Source organism: Marinobacter koreensis, assembly GCF_023156285.1.
GTDB classification, from domain to species: Bacteria; Pseudomonadota; Gammaproteobacteria; order Pseudomonadales; family Oleiphilaceae; genus Marinobacter; species Marinobacter koreensis.
In genome coordinates this window covers 420,621-440,419 of sequence record NZ_JAKZAJ010000002.1, presented here as the reverse complement: position 1 = coordinate 440,419, position 19,799 = coordinate 420,621, and the positions used below count along the sequence as shown (strand labels likewise).

Sequence of the window (19,799 nt, the reverse complement as noted above, 5' to 3'; positions counted from 1 at the left end):
GCCGTTCCGGTTTTTCAATCGTTTCCGTTGTCGCCGGTTGCCGGAATTGACTCGGCGTTCATCAGCTTGAAGTTGATCTGGCGACGTTCGTCATCGACACCGGAAAAACACACCTCAACTCTTTGGTCCAGCTGGAAGATCCGGCCGTTCTTGTTGTGGATCAGGCGAAGAGTGACCGGGTCGAAGCTGTACTTGCCGTCAAGATCCTTGCAGTTGACGAAGCCTTCCAGGCCGTTGCTATCGAGGCGCACAAAGAAGCCCGATGGCATGGTCCGGCTGATGGTTCCGGCCATGGCCTCCTCGGTGAGCGATTTGGCGTAATCACTCTTGAGCCAGGCCTCCAGCGCATTGGCAGCCTGACGGGCCCGGATCTGGCTCGCCTGCAGTGCTTCGAGTTGTTGGGGATTCAGGGGTTTGATCGGCGTTTCCCAGAGTGCAGCCTTGATCAGGCGATGCACGTAGAAGTCCGAAAACTTCCGCAGCGGAGATGTGAAGGTGGTGTAGGCGGGCAGGCCCATACCCTGGTGGGGAGCCGCTTCGAATCCCAGTTCTGCGCGGGCAAGCTGACGGGAGAGAATCGACTTGACCGGTACCTCCGCTTCCAGCTCGCCGCTCTGCTTCATCAGGGTCTTGAAGCCCTGGGCAGAGCCCGCGTCCACATCCGCCAGATGGGGAGCATGATCCTCCAGGAGTTTGCGAATGTTCTCGGCCCGATCGTCCCGCAGGCCGGAATGCTGAATGAACAGGCCTTCTCCGCGCTGCTGGAGGAAATCAGCGGCACACCGGTTGGCCGCTACCATGCATTCTTCCACGAGACGATGGGCCTCGTTCTGCACCGATGGCTCGATGACGCGAATCCGCTTGTTTTCATCGAGGCGCAGCCGGAATTCCGGACGGTCTGCGCTTAGCAGGGCATGTTCGTCGCGCCACTTGCGCAGTGCCGTGGCGGCCTGGTGAAGCTGATCCAGGCTGTTGGCAACGGTGTCCGGCAGGGCCTTGATCTCGTCGTCTTCCCGGCCTTCGATCAGGTGGGCGACCAGATCGTAACTGAGCTTGCCACGGGACTGGATCACAGCCCGATGAAACTGGTAGTCACCGAGGCTGCCGTCGTTGTTGACCTGAAGGTCACACACCAGCGCCAGGCGCTTGACGTCCGGCATCAGCGAGCACAGGCGTGTGCTGATGGCGTCCGGCAGCATTGGCAGCGGCTCGCCGGGGAAGTAAATGGCAGTCGCCCGGTTAAAGGCTTCCTCTTCGGCCGGTGAGCCAGGCTGGATGACTGCGGTCGGGTCGGCGATGGCAATGGACAGGGTCCAGCCTGTGGCATTGGGCGTCGCCATCAGGGCGTCGTCCATGTCCTGGGTGCCCGGGCTGTCGATGGTCACGTAGGGCTGGTCAGTGCGATCGTCCCGCCCATCGAACTCGCTGGCAAGGCTTTCCTCGCTGAGCTTGTTCGCCTGTTGCAGGACCGGCTCCGGCCAGGTGTCGGCCAGGTCGAAACTGGCCAGGGTGAAGGAACGTTCGATGCCCGGTTCACCGGCCTTGCCGATGATCCGCAGGACCCGCGCCTGCCCCTTGCCGTCCTTGAACGGATGGCGGTGGATCTGGCAGTAGATGTAGTCATCCGGCTGGGCGCCTTTGCGTTCCTTGGGCGGAATGAAGATCCACCGATTGATCCCGGGTGTGTCCGGGGCGACAAAATGGCCCTTGCCCCGGACCAGATAGCGGCCGACAAACGTAGTCAGGTGAGTTTCGAGTACTTCCTCCACCTCACCCTGGGTCTTGCCCTTCTCGATCTCGTGTTCGGTCACGTTCACCCGGTCACCAGGCAATACCTTCTGCATTTCTTCAGGGGGAAGAAAGACGTCCCGGCCCTCGTCGAGGGCGACAAAGCCGAAGCGGCCGTTGGTGGCCTTCACTGTTCCGGGGAAGACGACCTTGTTGTCCTTGATGTCCGATTTGAGCTGGCGCAACTGGCTGAGAGCGTCGGCATTGAGCATGGATGAGGAACCTGGCTGCAAAATTTGGATGTTGGGGCGGAGTATAACGGTTATGGCGGCAGCCGTCAGATACCAGGTTGTAACCCTGAAAGATCAGATCTCTACCCAGAATCGCTGCAGGTTGGCCAGTGATTTGGTCAGCAGGTCGAACTCTGCGGTTTTTCCCTCCCGCTCGAAGATCTGGCGTCGCGCCGTGTCCAGATCAAACAGGACTTCACGATGGGCGGGATCGCGGACGGTGCTCTGTACCCAGCCGACCGCGACCCGCCGCTGGCCCCGTGTGACCGGCTCAACGCGATGCAGGGTCGAAGAGGGGTAGACGACGGCCGAGCCGGCTGGAAGCTTGTAGGATTGCTCACCGGCAGTGGTGTCCGTCACCAGTTCACCGCCGTCATAGCTGTCCGGGTCATCCAGAAACAGGGTGAATGACACGTCGGTGCGAATCCGGTGCTCGCCCTGGCCCATCACCGGATCGTCCACGTGATTGCCATAGGTCATACCGTCGCGATAGCGGCTGAACAGGATTGGCGTCATTTTCAGTGGACGGACCGCCATCTGGAAAACCGGATGACGGCCGAGGGCCTTGCCGACTTCGGAGCGGAGTTCGCTGAGCGGTTCCTGGCCCGGGGCAATCTGCTCGTTGTTCTTGACCAGCTTTGCATGCCAGCCGGCTGTGGTGCGACCATCTTCGAAGTCACTGCGATCCAGCACCTGACGAATACGGGACAGGCTGGGGTCGTCTAGCAGGTTGCCAATGCACAGAATCATGGAATCTCCGACCGGAATAGGAATTATTTGCAATCGCATAATTATTTGAGCATCATGCCTCAACCTACAATATGCATCAAGGCTGTCCCGTGGCTGCCTCACGCGACAGATCAGGAGAACAGGAAATGAAAGACCAGAAAATCAAATTATGGATGGGCATTGGCGTCGCGACGATTCTGTCCAGCTCCGGCGCCATGGCCGGTGAAGGCGGCGAATCCGGCCATGACGAGATGATGAAGTCATCCCTCCACGACGGTGGTGAAGGAGGAGAGCATCACGGTGGAGAAGGTGGCGAGATGGGCGAGGCCTTCCTCTACTTCCCCGCTGATAACGGCGGTGGCGAAGGTGGTGAAGGCGGAGAATCCGGCTCCCAGCAGGCGTCCGCCGTCCGTTCCGATGGTGTCTACATCGCCATGATCGAGATGATGCAGGGCCATATGATGGCCGCCCGTGACCTGATTCGGTCCGGTGATGTGGCCGATGGCCGGCCCCACCTGACCCACCCCTGGGTAGAAATCTATCCCGCGCTGGAAGACGGGCTGCGGGCGCGTGGCCAGTCAGACCTTGCCAAGTCACTCAAGGCGCTGTCCGAGACCGCCGGTCGGACCAACCAGTGGTCTGACGTCGAGGCCGACTTTGAAAAAGCCTGGCGGGCCACGGAAAGGGCAATGGCAGCGGCCTCCGGAGATGATGCCCAGGCACCGGCGACGGTTGCACGGGTGGTGCTGTCTCTTACCAAACAGGCGGTTCTTGAATACGACGGGGCGATCGATGACGGCGCCTTTGTGGCCATCCACGAATATCAGGACGGTCGAGGTTTTGTTCTGGCGGCGGAGGAATACCTCACCCGTCATAAAGCACGGCTCCAGGCGAGCAACAAGGAAGCCTGGCGTCATGCGATGACGGCATTCGATGAACTCAAGCAGGTCTGGCCTGCGTTCGCTGCGCCGGAAACGCCGGTCGTGGCTGTCCCTAACGCCTATGCCGCCCAGGCCCGCCTGGAACTGGCGCTGTCGCCCTACCTCTATCAGTAACGATCGTTCTGTGCCGGGGGCCGAACCTCAGAGTTCGGTTTCCGGCACGGGTGTCTCGTCGTTCCTGGACACGATGCAGACGCGATTGCGGCCCTGCTCCTTGGCTTTGTAAAGCGCCCGGTCGGCCTCCCTCAGGATGCCGTCACTGGTGTCTCCGGGCTCGCACAGATAACCCCCTACGCTCACGGTGACCGGTGTGCCTGTTTTCCGGCTTTCTTCTTCCACAGAATGCCGGATACGGTTGGCGATCTGCGAGAGGGTATGCGTATCGCACGGGGACAGGATCACCACGAATTCGTCGCCTCCCCAGCGGCCCGGCGCGTCGTAGGGGCGGACACCGGCTTTGAGCCAGAGCGCCACGCGACACAGGATTTCGTCTCCGGCCTGGTGCCCGAGCTGATCATTAATTGCCTTGAAATGATCGATATCCAGCCAGACAAGCCCGAACCGGTTGTCCTGGCGCCGTGATCGCTGGATTTCCTCGTCCAGCAGTTCATCCAGGCCCCGGCGGTTCTTCAGCCCGGTCAGGGGATCGATCCGGGCCAGGCGACTGAGTTCATCGGTTCTCTGGGCCACCTTGTTTTCCAGTTCCCGGGTCGAATCCCGCATCGAGAGGGCCATCTGTTCGAAGTGGTCGGTCAAACGACCGATTTCGTTATCGGGCTTGTCGAGGCGGGGCAGGGAAAAATTGCCTTCCCGTACCCGTTTCACCGCACTTTCCAGGCCCATGATCGGTTTGAGGATTCTCGACTGGATGATGTAGTGGAACAGCAACAGCGTCACCAGCAGGGCAACCAGGAATACCGCGACAAGAGGCAGCAGATAGCTGCGAGGCACCAGGGTATTGAGGTCCAGAAGGGTGATCTCGAACCAGCCAATCGCCGGAAGATAAGCGACGCCGGCCAGATGTTCCCGGCCATCCACCGTCACGAAGCCACTCTCGACCTGTCCGGCCTGATCCGATCGTTTCTTGAGCATCGCCAGCATGCCCAGTATCTGTTGTTTGTCTTCCGGTTCGTCAAACAACAAATCGACGGTGTTTTTCTGCCCCTCGGGTTTCACGATCGTGGCGAAATCGATGTAATTGCGGTCGCGATAGAGCTGGATGGCGCCGTTGTGGTCAACAAACAACGTGGTGATGCCGTCCTGATTGATGTCGACAATGTCCTTGAGAAAGTCGTCGAGATTGAGCCCGGTGCCCACCATGCCCACAATGTCGCCCTGTTCGTTGCGCATCAGGACGTCGATCCAAAGCTTGGTAACGCCGAGTTCGGTATCCGGATTCACGTTCAGGTGGAAATCCCGGCCTTGGGAGATCAGCTGGAAGAACCAGGCATCATCGGGTTTGTCCGGATCCAGTACGTAGCGGAACTGTTTGCCGGCGTATTCATTTGCGGCGTTGTTGTAGTAGTAATGATTGTTCTTTCGCAGTGCCAGGAAATAACTGTTGTCCCGGAAATTGGTGCGAAAGCTTTCCGCCTGACGGAGTGCATCCTTTTCCAGTGCCGGGTTGTCCGGCTGTTCCGCCCATTTGACCAGGGCGGACGAGTCGGCCATCTGCCGGGCAAGGCCGATTTCCCGTTCCAGCGACTGCAACAGGCGGGCACTGTCGTACCGCACCTGAATCTCGGCCACCTGCTGGCCCCAGCGCTGGATGATGTCTTCGGATAGCTGCTGATAGGCCAGCCACGACGCAGTTGCTGCGAGAACAAGTAGCGTCGCGGCAAGACCAAGGATGCGGGTTTTGAGACTCAAGCTTCTTCCTTGCCTTGATTCGGTCGTATTTGATCCATGATAAAACACTGTCTGGCGACAGTGTAGAAAAAATAGACAGAAAATCTGCCCCCGGCGAGGTTCCTTTGGCCGGGGTAATGATCAATTGTATTCGGAGAACACCCGGGACTGACCCGCGCTATTGAACAGCATGATCTTGTAATGGTCTTTCCGGTTGCCCATTTCCATGCCCGGAGAACCGACGGGCATCCCCGGAGCGCTCAGGCCACGTGCCTGGGGCGATTCGGCGATCAAGCGGCGGATGTCCCGGGCCGGAACATGTCCCTCGATCACGTAATCGCCAATGAACGCGGTGTGACAACTGGCCAGTGCGGGTGTGAGCCCGGCTTCGGCCTTGATCCGGTTCAGGCTGTTGGTGTCGGTGACCTCAACGTTGAAGCCATTAGCCTTCAGATGGTCGACCCAGCCCTCACAACAGCCACAGGTTGGCGACTTATAGACGTGGATCCCGGGATTGGTATCGTCCGCCAACAGGGGGGAACTCAATCCCGAGGCGGCCAGAAAGCCAAGCGCCAGTGCGTGCTTTTTCATGATGATCTCTCAGTGATGTTGATGTTCGTCGGTTGTGTCTGAACCTGAGCCGGAGAGCCAGAACCACCAGACAATGGCAGCGACCAGCAGCAAACCTCCGGCGTTGACCAGCAATGTTTCCATCAGTTCCGTTCCTCTGTCTGGTTAGGTGTCTTTTTCCGACTGGTGCGGAACAGTCGGAGGCGGTTGGCGTTGGTCACGACGGTAACCGATGACAACGACATGGCCGCCCCGGCCAGAATCGGGTTCAGCAGGATGCCCCAGATCGGATAGAGCAGGCCGGCTGCCACCGGTATGCCGAGCGTATTGTAGGCAAAGGCGCCGAACAGGTTCTGGTGGATGTTCCGGACAGTTGCCCTGGAAATCTCAATGGCATCGGGCACCCCGTGGAGTGACCCGCGCATCAGGGTGATGGAAGCGCTCTCGATGGCGACGTCTGTGCCGGTACCGATGGCAAAGCCAACGTCGGCGGCGGCCAGGGCGGGCGCGTCGTTGATGCCGTCGCCGACCATGGCGACGGTATAGCCTTTTCCGCGCATTTCGCTGACGACCTCGGCCTTGTCCTCGGGCAGGACTCCGGCACGGTAGTCGTCAATGCCGGCTTCGGCCGCGATCGCTTTCGCCGTTGCATCCACGTCGCCGGTCACCATCATGACCCGGATGCCGGCGGCGTGCAGGCGTTCGATGGCCTCGCGGGAATCGGACTTGATGGCATCGGCCACGCCGATAACGCCCAGCGCCTTGTCGCCCAGTGCCAACAGCAGTGGGGTTCCGGCTTCCTGTGTGATGCTGTGGATGGCTTCGTCGCAGGATGCTACCGAAACGCCTTCTTCTTCAAGCCAGCGGCGATTGCCCAACCGGAGGCGATGACCGTCAAAGGTGCCCTGTACCCCTTTGCCGTTGATGGCCTCGAAGTCGGTCACCTTCTCCAGGGTAATCCCGTTTTCGCTGGCTTTCGCCGTGATAGCTTCCGCCAGGGGATGTTCAGAGTGCTGTTCCAGCGCAGCCGCCAATCCCAGAAGCCGATCCTCGTCGCCATTGACGGAGTGCACACGGGTCACCGCAGGATGCCCCTCGGTGATGGTTCCGGTTTTATCGAGGATCACCAGGTCCAGCTTGCCAGCAGTTTGCAGGGCATCTCCCTGGCGAATCAGGGCGCCGTACTCTGCGGCCTTGCCGACACCCACCATAACCGACATGGGCGTTGCCAGACCCAGGGCGCAAGGGCAGGCGATGATCAGCACGGTGGTTGCCGCGACGATCATATGCACAATCAGAGGTTCCGGCCCGAGGTTGTACCAGAGCAGCGCGGAGATCACGGCGATAATCATGACCGTGGGCACGAAGACCGAGGAGATACGATCCGCCAACCGGCCAATGGCCGGTTTGGAGCCCTGCGCCTTCTTCACCAGCTGGATGATCTGGGCAAGGGCGGTTTCGCTGCCGACCCTGGTTGCCTCGTAGACAATGGAGCCATGGGTATTCATGGTCCCGGCGGACACATCATCACCCACCTGTTTGCTGACCGGCATGGGCTCACCAGTGAGCATGCTCTCATCGATGCGGCTCTGTCCTTCAACGATGGTTCCGTCCACCGGCACCTTTTCGCCGGGGCGGACACGGACCCGATCGCCCTTCTGAACCTGCTCCACCGGAATATCGGTTTCCTCGCCGTCCCGGATCACCCGGGCCGTTTTCGCGCGAAGGTCCAGCAGCCGGCGGACGGCTTCGGAGGTCTTGCCCTTGGCGCGCAACTCCAGCGCCTGACCCAGATTGATCAGACCGATGATCATCACGGATGCTTCGAAGTAAAGGTGACGGGCCATTTCAGGAAGCAGCGCAGGTGCTGCGGCCACCACAATGGAATATAGCCAGGCCGTGCCGGTGCCCAGCGCAATCAGCGTATCCATGTTGGCGTTGTGGTGCCGGAAGGCCTTCCAGGCGCCGGTATAGAAATGGCCGCCGGTGAGTGCCATAACCACCAGTGTCAGCATGCCCAGGCCGAGCCAGGTTCCCTGGTTGTCGGCGGTCACGGTCATGGCATCTCCGACCAGGCCCCAGATCATCAAGGCCACGCCGAGTGACAGGCTGACCGCCATCTTGATCAGCAATGAGCGGTACTGTTTGCGGTCCTCGATCTGTTTGCGTTCGTCCGCTTCGTCCGGGTTTTCAATCACACTGGCGCCGTAGCCCGCACTTTCTATGGCAGCGGTCAGGGCATTCGGATCGGCCTGGCCGGTCGCGGTAGCGGTGTTATCAGCCAGGTTCATATGGGCATGGGTGACGCCGGGCACCGACATCATCGCTTTTTCGATGGTGTTGACGCAGGACGCGCAGGTGGCGCCGGTTACCGAGAGACTGATCTGATCACCGCTTGACGCCTTGGAGGTTGAGTCCGTCGGCTCTTCAGAGGATGTCGGCTCGGAACGCTCAGGTTCGGACGGACGGGGCGACTGGTCATCATTCGCCGACGTTTTGCAGCAGGACGGCGTCTGGTCCGACTTTCCGGCCAGCGGCTCCGCCGGATAACCGGCTTCGGTGACCCGTCGAGCCGCATCTTCAAGGTCGATACCTGAAGGCAAAGCAACGGTTTGGGAGTCGAGATTGACGCTCACCAGGTCCGTGTTTCCGGTCAACGGTTCCAACGCATTGCGAATTTTCCTGGCACACCCCTGACAGGAAGCACCGTTGATGGACAGTGCGTCCCTGAGCAGCGGTTCCGCGGGGTACCCGGTCTCGGTCACAATCCGGGCGGCTTCCTCAAGGTCTACCCCCTCCGGCAAAGCGACAGTCTGTTCGTCCAGGTTGACCTGGACCCGCTCTGTATCTCCTGCGATGGATTCCAGGGCCGTCCGTATTTTCTTGGCACAGCCCTGGCAGGAGGCGCCCGAAATTGACAGGGCCGGTCTGAGTTCAATGGTCTCCGTCATGACAGCAGTCCCCCTTGAATGTGTTGGATGGTTGGTCCGCGCCGTCATCCCAGTGTTCGATAAGACGACAGATGGTGTGGCCGTCCGGTGTGCCGTCCGGCATCTGCTTCCAGGCGGACAGGGCGTTTTGCATCCGTTGCCGCAGCTGTTCCAGCTCGCGTATTTCCCGTTCCACGTCAGCCAGGCGTCGCTCGAACACTTCCCGGACCATGGGGCAGGGAGAGTGGTGTTCGTCCGCTTCCCCAAGAATGTCCCGGATTTCGGGCAGCGAGAAGCCGAGCTGACGCGCCTTTCGGGCGAACCTCAGCCGACGCAGGTCATCCGCACCATATTGCTGGTAATTGTTCTCCGGGTTCCGGGCCGGATTCAGCAGGCCCTCCCGGGTGTAGAAACGGACGGTATCGGGTTTGACCCCGGCCGCATCCGCTATCTCTTTGACTTTCATGCTCGGTCACTTTGTCATCGGTTGGCTCGCGGCCAACGTTGCCTGACCGGACTCCGACGGATTCCGGACCATGAACCAAGCATAAAACCTGTGAGCTACTCACAGGTCAAAGGTTTTTTCGGAGAAAAGGGGGTTACCGGGATCTGGCTCGCAGGAAGGTGCCACAGGCCTGGCACTGGTCGGGCGCCATCAGCTTGGCTTGCCAGCCGATTCGGTGGCCGCAGGCAGGGCAGCGCAGACGCAGTTGCAATACGATGATAGGTGCGACAATGGCCGCCAGAAGCACACCCAGAGATCCCCAGCTCTCGCCGCTGGACAGCCCGAGTTGACTGCTGAACACAAGAACGATCACCAGTGCCACGAACGCCACGAGGAAGTAGTTGCGGTTCCAGCGTTCCCAGCGTCGGATCTGCCGGTCCTGTTCGGGAGTAAGATAGTTGGATGCCATAGCTGAATCGCCGTCAGGGTGTGAGCTTATGGTGGGGGTTGAGTGTCGCGATTACAATCCGGTGCCTTCGGGCAGGCCCGTCACAAGAATGCCTTCTTCCAGGGCCTGTTCCAGGTCTGCTGCGGGTATGGGGCGACTGATCAGATAGCCCTGGGCAAGGTTACACCGATGGTTGCGCAGGAAATTGAGCTGGCCGTCAGTCTCGACACCCTCGGCAATAACCTGAATACCCAGGTTGTGGGCCAGATTGATCACGGCCCGGGTAATCACCGCGTCGTCGTGACGCTCGGTGACCTCGGTAATGAACGAGCGATCGATTTTCAGGAGGTCCACCGGGAAATCCCGCAGATAGGCAAGCGAGGAATAGCCGACGCCAAAGTCGTCGATAGCCAGCTGAACGCCAAGCTCCCGAAGGCGGTTGAGCTGGTTGCGATTGTGCTCGAGGTTCTCGATGAAGATTTCCTCGGTCAGTTCAACTTCCAGCTGGTCCGGCGACAGATTCTCCTTCGCCAGGGCGTCGCGGATGTGATCCACCAGGTATTCGTCATCCAGCTCCCGCCCCGACAGATTCACCGCGATGCGAAGGTTCTCGCACGGGGTCTTTTTCCACCGGGCCAGTTGCCGGCAGGCCGCCATGACAACCCAGCGTCCGATATCCGAGATCCGGCCGCTCTCTTCGGCCAGTGGAATGAATTCGACCGGCGACAACAGGCCCCGTCGCGGATGTTGCCAGCGAATCAGTGCCTCGACGCTTGTGATATCGCCGGTCTCCAGGTTCAGCTGGGGCTGGTAATACAGGACAAATTCTTCGTTGGCCAGGGCCTTGCTGAGATCCTTGTCCAGCTCCAGGCGCATGACTTCCCGATCCTGCATGCCCTCGGTATAGAACTGGTAGGTGTTGCGGCCCTGATCCTTGGCGCGGTAAAGGGCGATGTCGGCGTTTCGCAGCAGGGTGTCCGCATCCAGGCCACTCTGCGGGTAGACCGCGACACCCATGGTCGCCGTAATGGTGTGGGCTTCGTCCTGAACCACGAATGGATCGTGGAAGCACTGTTTGATCTGTCCGAGCAGCTTGATGACATCGTCGATGTCATCAAGCTGTTGCTGGCAGACCATGAATTCATCGCCGCCGGAATAAGCCACCAGAACACGTTCGTCACTGAGCTGGTTGAGGCGTTCGGAGACCTTGATCAGCAGTTCGTCACCAAACTGATGGCCCAGGGAATCGTTCAGCATCTGGAACCGGTCCAGATCGATCATGATCAACGCCACCTGACGCATCTGACGATCGGCGATGTTCAGGGTATGGGCCAGATCCTCCATGAAAAAGCGACGGTTGGCGAGGCCGGTCAGGGTATCGGTCGATTCCAGACGGGCCAGGTCCTGTTGCATGGTCTTGCGCTGGTCGATTTCCTGTTCCAGCTCACGCCGGGTCTTCAGCAAGGCCTGGTTTCGCTTGAGGATGAGCTGTACCAGGATGGTCGTGATGCTGGTTAACAGGCCCATAAAGAGCATGGTGGTGAAGGTCAGCCACGGCCAGGGACTCTGTTGCTGCTCGACCCATGCGCGCGTAGGTTTGAGGGTTAACGTCCAGTCCAGCGATGGAAGATTGACCAATGACGAGGCAGAAAATCCGGGATCGATGTCGGCGGACTGATTCAGGGTGTAACTGAGGCGACTGCCGTTACGGATTTCGATCAGGAAGTTATTCAGTACCCGCTTGTCCAGCAGCTGTTCGGCCAGGGTCTGCATTCGGAAGACTCCGGCAACAAAGCCCCGGTTGCCTGCTCCAAGCCCGACTGGCGCGTAGATCACCATGCCTTTGCCGCCCTGGCGCAGGTTGATTACGTCCGAGATGTCGTAAGCGCCGGTGGCGCGCGCTTCTTCCAGCGCCTTGCGCCGCTGCTCGGAAAAGGCAACGTTGTAGCCGATCACGTTTTCGTTGCCGGCAAGCGGCTCAAGCCAGCGAATGACGAAGTTTTGATCGATCCACTCCACAGCCTGGTAGACGCCGAAATCCTGGAGGTAATTACGCGCATCTGCCCGCCAGCGGTATTCGCTGAGGTCGGGATCAATGGTCATCCGTGACGCCATCCGGTCGATGGCATCGGCATGAATCTGGAATTCCCGTTCCAGAAGCGTGGCCATGGCCTGGCTTTCGTTGGCCAGGTTGGCCTGAATCTGGCTGTTGTCCTGATCTTCCAGCCCGAGACGCAGGGCGGCAGCCAGCGCAAGAAATACGACAGCGATGAGTGCGGGAAAAGCCGGGCTGAGAAGGGCCCTGGCAAGGGTCTTGCTGGATGTGACCGGTTTATCCACTGACTACCCCGCAGTGTGTCGAACAACTGCCAGGTTAACGGCAGAACAGGATTGAAGTTTACACATTATAGGCATTGTCTTTGGTCAATTGGCGAATCCTGTCCTCCAAAGACATGCCGTATGCGCCATCCGGGAGCCCGCTGGCGATTTCCCGTTGGGCCCCGCCATCCGGGCACGGCTCCGACAGGTCGATGATCCGTGGCGTGACCGGTTGCTTTTGGGCATCCAGGAGAATTTCGACCCGTGGAGACAGCTTCCGTCCTGGATGGGTGGCTACCACCAGCGCGACTTCTCCGGTATTCAGTTCCACCAGGCTTCCGGAGGGGTAAATACCAATCATGCGGATAAAGGCCTCAACCATCCCGGCGTCAAACTGTTGCCCCCGGTTCCGGTACAGGATACGGATAGCTTCGGCGGTCGGTAAACCGTCGCGGTAACAGCGGTCACTGGTGATCGCATCGAAGGCGTCGACAATGGAGATCAGGCGGGCAAACCGGCTGATTTGCCATTCGGCCAGCTGTTGCGGGTACCCCCTGCCATCCATGCGTTCATGGTGATGCAGGGTAACATCGGCGACGATCGGATCGAGGCTTCGGTCCGCCTTCAGCAACTCGTAACCATGGCTGGTGTGCTCGCGCATGATCCGGAACTCGTCCGGGCTGAGGGCGCCGGGTTTATTGAGAATCTGGTCCGGTACCCTGAGCTTGCCGAGATCGTGCAGCAGGCCGCAGACACCAATGGTTTCCAGGTCGTCGTCGGGCATCCCCAGAAAGCGGGCGAAGGCGATGGAGAAGATCGCAACCCTCAGGCAATGCTCGGCGGTATAGGCATCCCGGTGCTTGATCCGGCTGACCCAGAACATGGCGCCCGGATTGGCCTTGATACTGGCGACGCACTGTTGCAGAACCGGACGGGCATCGTCCAGGTTGAGGTCATTACCTGCTTCGATGTCGCGGGTCACCTTTTCGACGAAGCTCTGGGTCCTGCTCCAGGCTTGCCGGGCGTGAGGTAACTCCTCGGTCAGAGGCCGGGTTTCGCTGAGGGGGCGGGTAGTGCGTGCCTTCCGGTCTGCCACTTCATCCAGGACGGCGTGAAGGGCCGCCTCTTCGTCTTCCACGAGTACCCACTCGCAATGCTGGCGCAGGATCCGGGCCTGGGTATCATCCGTCAGGGTGAACCCCTGGAATAATACGGGCACCTCGGTCCACGGACGATCGAGTTTGACGACCCTCATACCCGGTTTCAGCAGATCCACGGGTAGACGGACACGATGCAGGGATGGCTGCCTGCTTTCGGAAGACACTGTACCGGGCACCGGAGTGGCCGGTCTGCTGGATTTACGACGGAACCCCATGGCTCTGACCAGTCTTGTGATTATGTCGACCGATTATGGCATGGGTGCCGCAACTGGAACAGGGTGAGGGGCCGGGACATGGCGAGGTTCGTGATGCCTGTCCCGGTCTTCGGGGCGTCAAGCGGCCGTTTGTACGCCCAGGCGAGGGATTTCCTGCTTCGGACAGCGGTTCATCACGACGGTCAGGCCAGCCTCTTCGGCTCGGGCGGCTCCGGCTTCGTTGATCACACCAATCTGCATCCAGATCACCGGGATCTTCTGTTCGATCGCTGCATCGATCACCGGATCCGTGCGTTCCGGCGCGAGAAACAGTTCCACCATGTCTACCGGTTCCGGGAGCGAGGCGAGGTCAGCAACCACCGTTTCTCCCAGCAGGGTTTTGCCGGCCAGTCTGGGATTCACCGGAATGATCCGGTAGCCCTTCGATTGCAGGAATTCCATAACCTCGTGCGATGGCCGGTTGGGCTTTTCGCTGGCTCCGACCAGGGCAATGGTGCGAACCTTTTCAAGGAGGGTACGAATCTGATCCGGGTCTTTGACGGGCATGCGCGTGAATCCTCAGGACAGGGTGTTATCTATGTGCCTCAAGGCACACGGAAACGGACTCCGCGTAGCGTAACGCATGGGGTTTGTCGATTTCCACCTGGGCCCATTGGACCGCTTCGTGCTCCATGACGATGCTCAACACTTCGTGGGTCAGCCGCTCCAGGAGCGCGAACCGGTTGCCGTCCACGTGGTGGATGATCTGCTTGGTGATGGTGCGATAGTTCAGAGCGGCTTCGATTTCGTTCCGATGGATCGCACCGCTGGCATCGTAGGTGAGCTCAACGTTTATCAGTACGTCCTGCTGATTGTTGATCTCCTCCTCCTTGATGCCGATGTAGGCACGAAGGAGGAGGTCCTTGATGCGGACCCTGGCGTTCTGGTGACCAATTACGTCTGACATCTCACCTCCGGTTGACCCTTGGCAATCAGCGATGGCCGCTGATCAGGTTGAGGAACTCGGTGCGGGTGGCCTGGGATTTGCGGAACTGGCCGAGCATCATGGATGTTTTCATCCGCGAATTCTGCTTCTCGACACCGCGCATCATCATGCACATATGCTGGGCTTCGATGACGACCGCAACCCCTTTGGCGTTGGTGACGCTTTCTATCGCTTCGGCGATCTGGCGCGTCAGATTCTCCTGAATCTGCAGGCGGCGGGCATACATATCCACAATCCGGGCAAACTTGGACAGTCCCAGAACCCGACCCTGAGGCAGATACGCGATGTGGCATTTGCCAATAAAGGGCAGCATGTGGTGTTCGCACATGCTATAGAGCTCGATGTCCTGTACCACCACCATTTCGTCCATGGCGGACTCGAACACCGCGCCATTCACCAGGTCGTTCAGGTCCTGCTGGTATCCGTGGGTGAGAAACTGCATGGCTTTGGCCGCACGCAGGGGGGTATCCTGCAGACCTTCCCGATCGGGATCTTCACCGAGTCCATCAATAATGGCCCGGTAGTGGCCGGCAAGATCGTCAAGGAGTTTGGTCATATTCGTATCCGGTTGGCTGTCTCTTTTCAGGGGCCAAAGCTTAAGGGAATTTGGCTGGCATCTCTACGATTTACGCCGGCGCTTCCGGAAAAGACCACCGACAACCGGAATTATTGCAATCGTTTCGGCATTCTGGCGAGCGCAGAGGCTTTACTATAGAGTTTCAGGGATCCAGAGGGAGGCCGGGACAAAGGCATGGAACAGGTTATGACCGACAGGGCAAAGCCAGCCAGTGGAGGCAGGGCGGGCAGTCTCGAGGCATGGCAGGAAAACAGCAAATGGTTCAGTTACGGCGGGCATGCGATCTTCAGTCGGATGGCGGGCCGTGGTGATCCCCTGGTGCTGTTGCACGGCTTTCCCACTGCCAGCTGGGACTGGAACCGCATCTGGCCGATGCTGACCCAGGAGTATTCGGTCTTTGCGCTGGACATGCTGGGCTTCGGCTTTTCTGACAAACCCTCCAAATATACTTACAGCATTGAGGATCAGGCGGATCTGGTTCAGGGCTGGATTGATGGCCTGGGATTGGAGACGGTTCACCTGATGGGCCATGACTATGGTTGCAGTGTGGTTCAGGAATTGCTGGCGAGGGATCAGGAAGGGGCACTACCGTTCAGGATCAGTAGCGTGTGTTTTCTGAATGGTGCTCTTTTTCCGGAGGTTCACAATCCGCTGTTCATCCAGAAAGTCCTGCGTAGCCGGTTTGGCGGGCTGATCAGCCGCGGCTTGACGCGTCGGGTGTTCGAGAACAATTTCAGGCGGCTGTTCGGCAGCCAGAATCCGCCGGATCGCCAGGACCTGGACGATTTCTGGCACCTGCTGGTCTACAACAACGGTCGGGGTATCCTGCACCACCTCATCCAGTTCATGGAGGAACGACGGTGTCATCGAAATCGCTGGGTGGGCGCGTTGCAGAATGCCCGCCAGCCCATGAGGTTGATTTCGGGGGCGGCAGATCCGGTATCCGGTGGTGCGATGGCCGCCCGTTATCGGGAGCTGATTGAAAGCCCCGATGTGGTTACGCTGCGCAACGTTGGGCATTACCCGCATTTTGAGAGTCCGTGGGAGGTGTTTTCCGCCTACCGGACATTCCGGAAGTCCCTTCGTGCCGCCGGCGACTAACTGATCGTATCCGGCACTTCACCGTCGGTTTCCGGGGGCCGGTCCGGCGTATTTCTGGGCGCATTGACGACCTGGTTTCGTCCCCGGGATTTGGCCTCGTAGAGGGCCTGGTCGGCCCGGTTGAGCCAGATCGACCAGGTTTCGCCCTGACTGACCTCGGCCACGCTGGCGCTGGCGGTAATGTTGATATTGTCGAGGAAGGGACGGGCGCTGATGCCGGTGAGCAGCTGGTGTGCCAGTGTGTCCGCGTCTTTCTGGCGGGTTTCAGGCAACACAATCATGAATTCCTCACCGCCGATCCGGAACAGCTGATCGCTCTCCCGCAACCGTTTTCGCAGGCGCAGTGTCATTTCCTTCAACACCTGATCACCCGCGAGATGCCCCCACTGATCGTTGATGGTCTTGAAGAAGTCCAGATCTATGAGTACCAGGCTGGACACCCGCTCATACCGCTCTCGCATCTGGATCTGGTTGTTCAGAATATCGGCCAGTTGGGAGCGGTTCAGGCACCCGGTCAGTGGGTCGGTGGTCGCGAGCCGGGTCAGTTCCAGTTGCAGTCGCCCCACCAGCCAGGCAAACACCATGGCAAAGACGCAGGTCAGGCCCAGTGAGAAAGTGATGCGCCAGAAGTCCGCTTCGGGAAACTTGAAAAAGGAGACCACGGCCATCACCACCACGAAAATTGCGTTGCTGACGATGGCTTCGCGCAGGGGCAACAGGAAAAACAGGGCGGTCGCCGCCGGATAGGCCCAGTAAAGGCCGGCATGCCCGTTGATACTGGTGGAATAGGTGGCACAGACCACGGCCAGCAGGGGAAAGAGGCGGCCCTTGAGGAAGTAGGTGTTACGGAACCGGAGAAAGGCGATGACCAGAAGGGCATTCAGGCAGAAAAACACCAGCAGCCAGGACAACAGGAAGTGATCTTGCCGCCATTGCACCACCACCAGGGGCGCGACAGCCACAAACGCCCAGAAGTGCAGGTGATACACCAACTGCTTCTTGAAACCGAGGACTGCCAGAGTAGGCGTCGGAGCCAGGGAGCTGGCAGAGGGCAAGTAGTTCACAGCGTACTCCTGCTGCTGTTGGTAATGATCAGTCCGCATTCCGTGAAACTGAATTCAAAGTCTAGCATGAGCTTTTGATGAATGAACCAGAAAGGTGCGTTTATGGGCGTCATTAGTTTTCTTCAGTTGGCGGGTCCAACCGACCTCCGATAGACTCCCGTCTGATCGAAAGGGAGCTCAAGATGACCGCTATCCAGACCCGTGCCCCGGCGCTCACGATCCGTGCCGGACACCGTGCGATGCAGAGACTGAAGGAAAAACCGCTGTCACCGGAGGACGTCCATGTCATCCCCGGAGCGGCCGGTGGGCCGAAGGCATTGGGCATCAGCGGCCTCGATCAGGCGGTGTTTGGCGACTGGCTTCCCCGTGTTCCGCAGGAGCGGGCGCTCATTGGATCGTCCATTGGCAGCTGGCGCTTTGCGGCCGTCGCATCGTCGAACGATCCCCGCGCCCAGTTGGCCCGGCTGGCGGAGCTGTATACCGCCCAGAGGTTTGCGAAAGGGGTCAGTGCCGCTGAAGTCACGCGTAAGAGCGTCCAGTTCCTGGAAACCCTGCTTGGCGGGCATGAAGAGCAGATCCTGCATCACCCGTGGTATCGGCTGAATATCGTGGTCGTGCGAAGTCTCGGCCTGCTCCGTCATGATGCCCGCGGGCGCCTGGGCCTGGGATTGATGAACGTCATCGCCGCCAATATGGTGAGCCGGCGCCATCTGGGGCGTTTCATGGAGCGGGGCATTGTGCATGACGTCCGGCTCAAAACGCCGGTATCCAAGCTGGTGGATTTTCCCAGTCACGAGGTGGCCCTGACCCGCGAAAATCTGCTTCCGGCCCTGCTGGCCTCTGCTTCCATTCCTCTGGTGATGTCTGGTGTGCGAAACATTCCGGGTGCACCGGAGGGGGTCTACCGGGATGGCGGCCTGCTCGATTACCACCTGGATCTGCCCTATGACCAGCCGGGAATCATCCTGTATCCCCACTTCACCGATAAGGTGGTACCTGGCTGGTTCGACAAATCCCTACCCTGGCGCAGGGGCGATGCAAACCGCCTGCAGGATGTTGTTCTGGTGGCGCCGTCAGCCGAGTATCTGGAGTCCCTGCCGGATCGAAAACTGCCGGACCGGAAGGATTTCGAGAAATACGCTGGTGATGACGCCGGTCGGGAGCGGGCGTGGCGCCGGGCTGTTGCCGAAAGCGATCGATTGGGAGACGAGTTTCTGGAGTTGGTTGAGGCCGGTCGACTGATGGATGTGATCAGGCCGTTGTCCTGACCCGGGTTGTGGGCAGGGCCGTGGCGAACAGCGCTGCGAGAGCCACCAGTCCGGCCGAGATCCAGAGGCAGGCTTCCAGGCCGAATTTCTGAAAAATCCAGCCGGAGAGCACCGTGCCCAGAAGTCGCCCTGCGGCGTTGGACATGTAATAGAAGCCAACATCCAGGGAAACGCCATCGCCGCGGGCATAGCTGACGATCAGGTAGCTGTGCAGTGCGGAATTGATGGCGAAGAGGATGCCAAACACCAGCAGTCCACCGACGACCATGATGTGCGGTGACCATCCGAGCGAAAGCCCCCCGGCAATGCCGGCCGGAACCAGGGCCAACAGCACCCCCCAGAAAACCGCAGGCTGGCTGTCGTCCTGGTGGCCGGTAAAGCGCGGCGCAAGGGTCTGGACAATGCCGTAACCAACCACCCAGGTGGCCATAAAGCCACCCACCTGCCAGAAATCCCAGCCGAATACGGTATGAAGGTAGACCGGAAGGGCGACCACAAACCAGACATCCCGCGCCCCGAACAGGAAAAGCCGGGCGGCGGACAGCACATTGATCGCCCGGCTTTTCGACAGAATGTCAGAAAATTTGGGTTTGGCCTTGCTCTTGCCCAAGGCATTACGAAGCAGAAACAGGCTGGCCAGCCAGACCGCGACCAGTACAGAGGCCATGGCAACCACGGCACCCTGGAAGCCGATCGCCATCAGCAATACGCCCCCCAGGAAAAATCCGACGCCTTTGAGCGTATTCTTGGAGCCGGTGAGCATGGCGACCCATCGATACAGCGTGCCCTGCTGTTCGCCCGGTACCAGCAATTTGATGCCACTTTTGGCCGACATCTTGTTGAGATCCTTGGCGATACCGGAGAGCGCCTGCGCCCCCATCACCCAGGGAACCGTTAACAGGGTGGCCGGCACAGCCAGCATGGCCAGCGCAATAACCTGCAGAAGCAGCCCCAGGTTCATGGTTCGGTTGAGGCCCAGTCGCGCGCCCAGATAGCCGCCCACCAGGTTGGTCACCACGCCGAAAAGCTCATAGAACAGGAACAGCATGGCGATTTCCAGCGGCGAGTACCCGAGCTGGTCGAAATGCAGCACGACCAGCATTCTCAGGGCGCCGTCGGTCAGCGTGAAGGCCCAGTAATTTCCTGTAATGACCAGGTACTGGCGGACAGCGGGTGTCATA

Annotated in this window: 17 protein-coding genes; 3 read left to right on the top strand and 14 right to left on the bottom strand. The window is 59.6% G+C overall.

The features are described from left to right. Window positions 1–14: 14 nt before the first annotated feature. Window positions 15–2,000 (bottom strand): ribonuclease R family protein, encoded by a 1,986-nt coding sequence (locus MLD04_RS07080; RefSeq protein WP_248156216.1) that lies wholly within the window; start codon window positions 1,998–2,000, stop codon window positions 15–17. Between the two features lie 93 nt (window positions 2,001–2,093). Continuing rightward, a complete protein-coding gene (locus MLD04_RS07075) occupies window positions 2,094–2,768 on the bottom strand; it encodes a Fe2+-dependent dioxygenase (RefSeq protein ID WP_248156214.1) in 675 nt (224 codons plus the stop codon). A gap of 125 nt (window positions 2,769–2,893) precedes the next feature. Here MLD04_RS07075 and MLD04_RS07070 point away from each other — a divergent pair, with 125 nt between their 5' ends. Further along, window positions 2,894–3,802, top strand: a complete 909-nt coding sequence (locus MLD04_RS07070) for a hypothetical protein (RefSeq protein WP_248156205.1) — start codon at window positions 2,894–2,896, stop codon at window positions 3,800–3,802. Window positions 3,803–3,829: 27 nt separating this feature from the next. On the opposite strand, the gene MLD04_RS07065 is transcribed toward MLD04_RS07070, so the two are convergent. From MLD04_RS07065 to folE, 10 genes are all read right to left on the bottom strand, one after another. After that, a complete protein-coding gene (locus MLD04_RS07065; RefSeq protein WP_248156197.1) occupies window positions 3,830–5,557 on the bottom strand; it encodes a sensor domain-containing diguanylate cyclase in 1,728 nt (575 codons plus the stop codon). Window positions 5,558–5,677: 120 nt separating this feature from the next. Next, window positions 5,678–6,127, bottom strand: a complete 450-nt coding sequence (locus MLD04_RS07060) for a DUF411 domain-containing protein (RefSeq protein WP_248156194.1) — start codon at window positions 6,125–6,127, stop codon at window positions 5,678–5,680. Window positions 6,128–6,249: 122 nt separating this feature from the next. Then, a complete protein-coding gene (locus MLD04_RS07055) occupies window positions 6,250–9,057 on the bottom strand; it encodes a heavy metal translocating P-type ATPase (protein ID WP_248156192.1) in 2,808 nt (935 codons plus the stop codon). Continuing rightward, a complete protein-coding gene (locus MLD04_RS07050) occupies window positions 9,041–9,502 on the bottom strand; it encodes a MerR family transcriptional regulator (RefSeq protein ID WP_248156190.1) in 462 nt (153 codons plus the stop codon). Before MLD04_RS07050 ends, MLD04_RS07055 begins: the two co-directional genes overlap by 17 nt. Before the next feature lie 133 nt (window positions 9,503–9,635). After that, the gene (locus MLD04_RS07045) at window positions 9,636–9,950 is read right to left on the bottom strand and encodes a hypothetical protein (protein ID WP_248156174.1); all 315 of its coding nucleotides are present in this window, start codon (window positions 9,948–9,950) and stop codon (window positions 9,636–9,638) included. 51 nt (window positions 9,951–10,001) lie between these two features. Further along, on the bottom strand, window positions 10,002–12,269 hold the full coding sequence (locus tag MLD04_RS07040) for a putative bifunctional diguanylate cyclase/phosphodiesterase (protein WP_248156172.1): 2,268 nt from the start codon (window positions 12,267–12,269) through the stop codon (window positions 10,002–10,004). 58 nt (window positions 12,270–12,327) lie between these two features. Further along, window positions 12,328–13,623: an HD-GYP domain-containing protein gene (locus tag MLD04_RS07035; protein WP_282451786.1), complete on the bottom strand. Its 1,296-nt coding sequence runs from the start codon at window positions 13,621–13,623 to the stop codon at window positions 12,328–12,330. A 117-nt stretch (window positions 13,624–13,740) separates the two neighbouring features. Further along, window positions 13,741–14,169 (bottom strand): CoA-binding protein, encoded by a 429-nt coding sequence (locus tag MLD04_RS07030; protein ID WP_248156167.1) that lies wholly within the window; start codon window positions 14,167–14,169, stop codon window positions 13,741–13,743. 25 nt (window positions 14,170–14,194) lie between these two features. Further along, entirely contained in the window at window positions 14,195–14,569 is a 375-nt protein-coding gene (gene folX / locus MLD04_RS07025; RefSeq protein WP_248156165.1) for a dihydroneopterin triphosphate 2'-epimerase, read from the bottom strand. A 25-nt stretch (window positions 14,570–14,594) separates the two neighbouring features. Continuing rightward, entirely contained in the window at window positions 14,595–15,164 is a 570-nt protein-coding gene (gene folE, locus MLD04_RS07020) for a GTP cyclohydrolase I FolE (protein WP_248156157.1), read from the bottom strand. Window positions 15,165–15,359: 195 nt separating this feature from the next. On the opposite strand from folE, the gene MLD04_RS07015 reads away from it, so the two are divergent. Further along, window positions 15,360–16,286, top strand: coding sequence for an alpha/beta fold hydrolase (locus tag MLD04_RS07015; RefSeq protein ID WP_248156155.1), 927 nt, complete (start codon window positions 15,360–15,362; stop codon window positions 16,284–16,286). On the opposite strand, the gene MLD04_RS07010 is transcribed toward MLD04_RS07015, so the two are convergent. Then, entirely contained in the window at window positions 16,283–17,350 is a 1,068-nt protein-coding gene (locus MLD04_RS07010; RefSeq protein WP_248156153.1) for a GGDEF domain-containing protein, read from the bottom strand. The genes MLD04_RS07015 and MLD04_RS07010 overlap by 4 nt on opposite strands. 182 nt (window positions 17,351–17,532) lie before the next feature. Here MLD04_RS07010 and MLD04_RS07005 point away from each other — a divergent pair, with 182 nt between their 5' ends. Further along, a complete protein-coding gene (locus MLD04_RS07005; protein ID WP_248156151.1) occupies window positions 17,533–18,618 on the top strand; it encodes a patatin-like phospholipase family protein in 1,086 nt (361 codons plus the stop codon). Here the strand turns inward: MLD04_RS07005 and arsJ are convergent. Further along, a complete protein-coding gene (gene arsJ, locus MLD04_RS07000) occupies window positions 18,602–19,798 on the bottom strand; it encodes an organoarsenical effux MFS transporter ArsJ (RefSeq protein ID WP_248156149.1) in 1,197 nt (398 codons plus the stop codon). The genes MLD04_RS07005 and arsJ overlap by 17 nt on opposite strands. Between the last annotated feature and the right edge of the window lies 1 nt (window position 19,799).

Excerpts from the sequence above, each read along its gene's own strand:
- MLD04_RS07080 (WP_248156216.1), bottom strand. The coding sequence starts at position 2,000 with ATGCTCAATGCCGACGCTCTCAGCCAGTTGCGCCAGCTCAAATCGGAC.
- MLD04_RS07030 (WP_248156167.1), bottom strand. The coding sequence starts at position 14,169 with ATGCCCGTCAAAGACCCGGATCAGATTCGTACCCTCCTTGAAAAGGTT.
- MLD04_RS07015 (WP_248156155.1), top strand. The coding sequence starts at position 15,360 with ATGGAACAGGTTATGACCGACAGGGCAAAGCCAGCCAGTGGAGGCAGG.
- MLD04_RS07050 (WP_248156190.1), bottom strand. The coding sequence starts at position 9,502 with ATGAAAGTCAAAGAGATAGCGGATGCGGCCGGGGTCAAACCCGATACC.
- MLD04_RS07035 (WP_282451786.1), bottom strand. The coding sequence starts at position 13,623 with ATGGGGTTCCGTCGTAAATCCAGCAGACCGGCCACTCCGGTGCCCGGT.
- arsJ (WP_248156149.1), bottom strand. The coding sequence starts at position 19,798 with ATGACACCCGCTGTCCGCCAGTACCTGGTCATTACAGGAAATTACTGG.
- folX (WP_248156165.1), bottom strand. The coding sequence starts at position 14,569 with ATGTCAGACGTAATTGGTCACCAGAACGCCAGGGTCCGCATCAAGGAC.
- MLD04_RS07075 (WP_248156214.1), bottom strand. The coding sequence starts at position 2,768 with ATGATTCTGTGCATTGGCAACCTGCTAGACGACCCCAGCCTGTCCCGT.
- MLD04_RS07060 (WP_248156194.1), bottom strand. The coding sequence starts at position 6,127 with ATGAAAAAGCACGCACTGGCGCTTGGCTTTCTGGCCGCCTCGGGATTG.
- folE (WP_248156157.1), bottom strand. The coding sequence starts at position 15,164 with ATGACCAAACTCCTTGACGATCTTGCCGGCCACTACCGGGCCATTATT.
- MLD04_RS07070 (WP_248156205.1), top strand. The coding sequence starts at position 2,894 with ATGAAAGACCAGAAAATCAAATTATGGATGGGCATTGGCGTCGCGACG.
- MLD04_RS07005 (WP_248156151.1), top strand. The coding sequence starts at position 17,533 with ATGACCGCTATCCAGACCCGTGCCCCGGCGCTCACGATCCGTGCCGGA.
- MLD04_RS07045 (WP_248156174.1), bottom strand. The coding sequence starts at position 9,950 with ATGGCATCCAACTATCTTACTCCCGAACAGGACCGGCAGATCCGACGC.
- MLD04_RS07055 (WP_248156192.1), bottom strand. The coding sequence starts at position 9,057 with ATGACGGAGACCATTGAACTCAGACCGGCCCTGTCAATTTCGGGCGCC.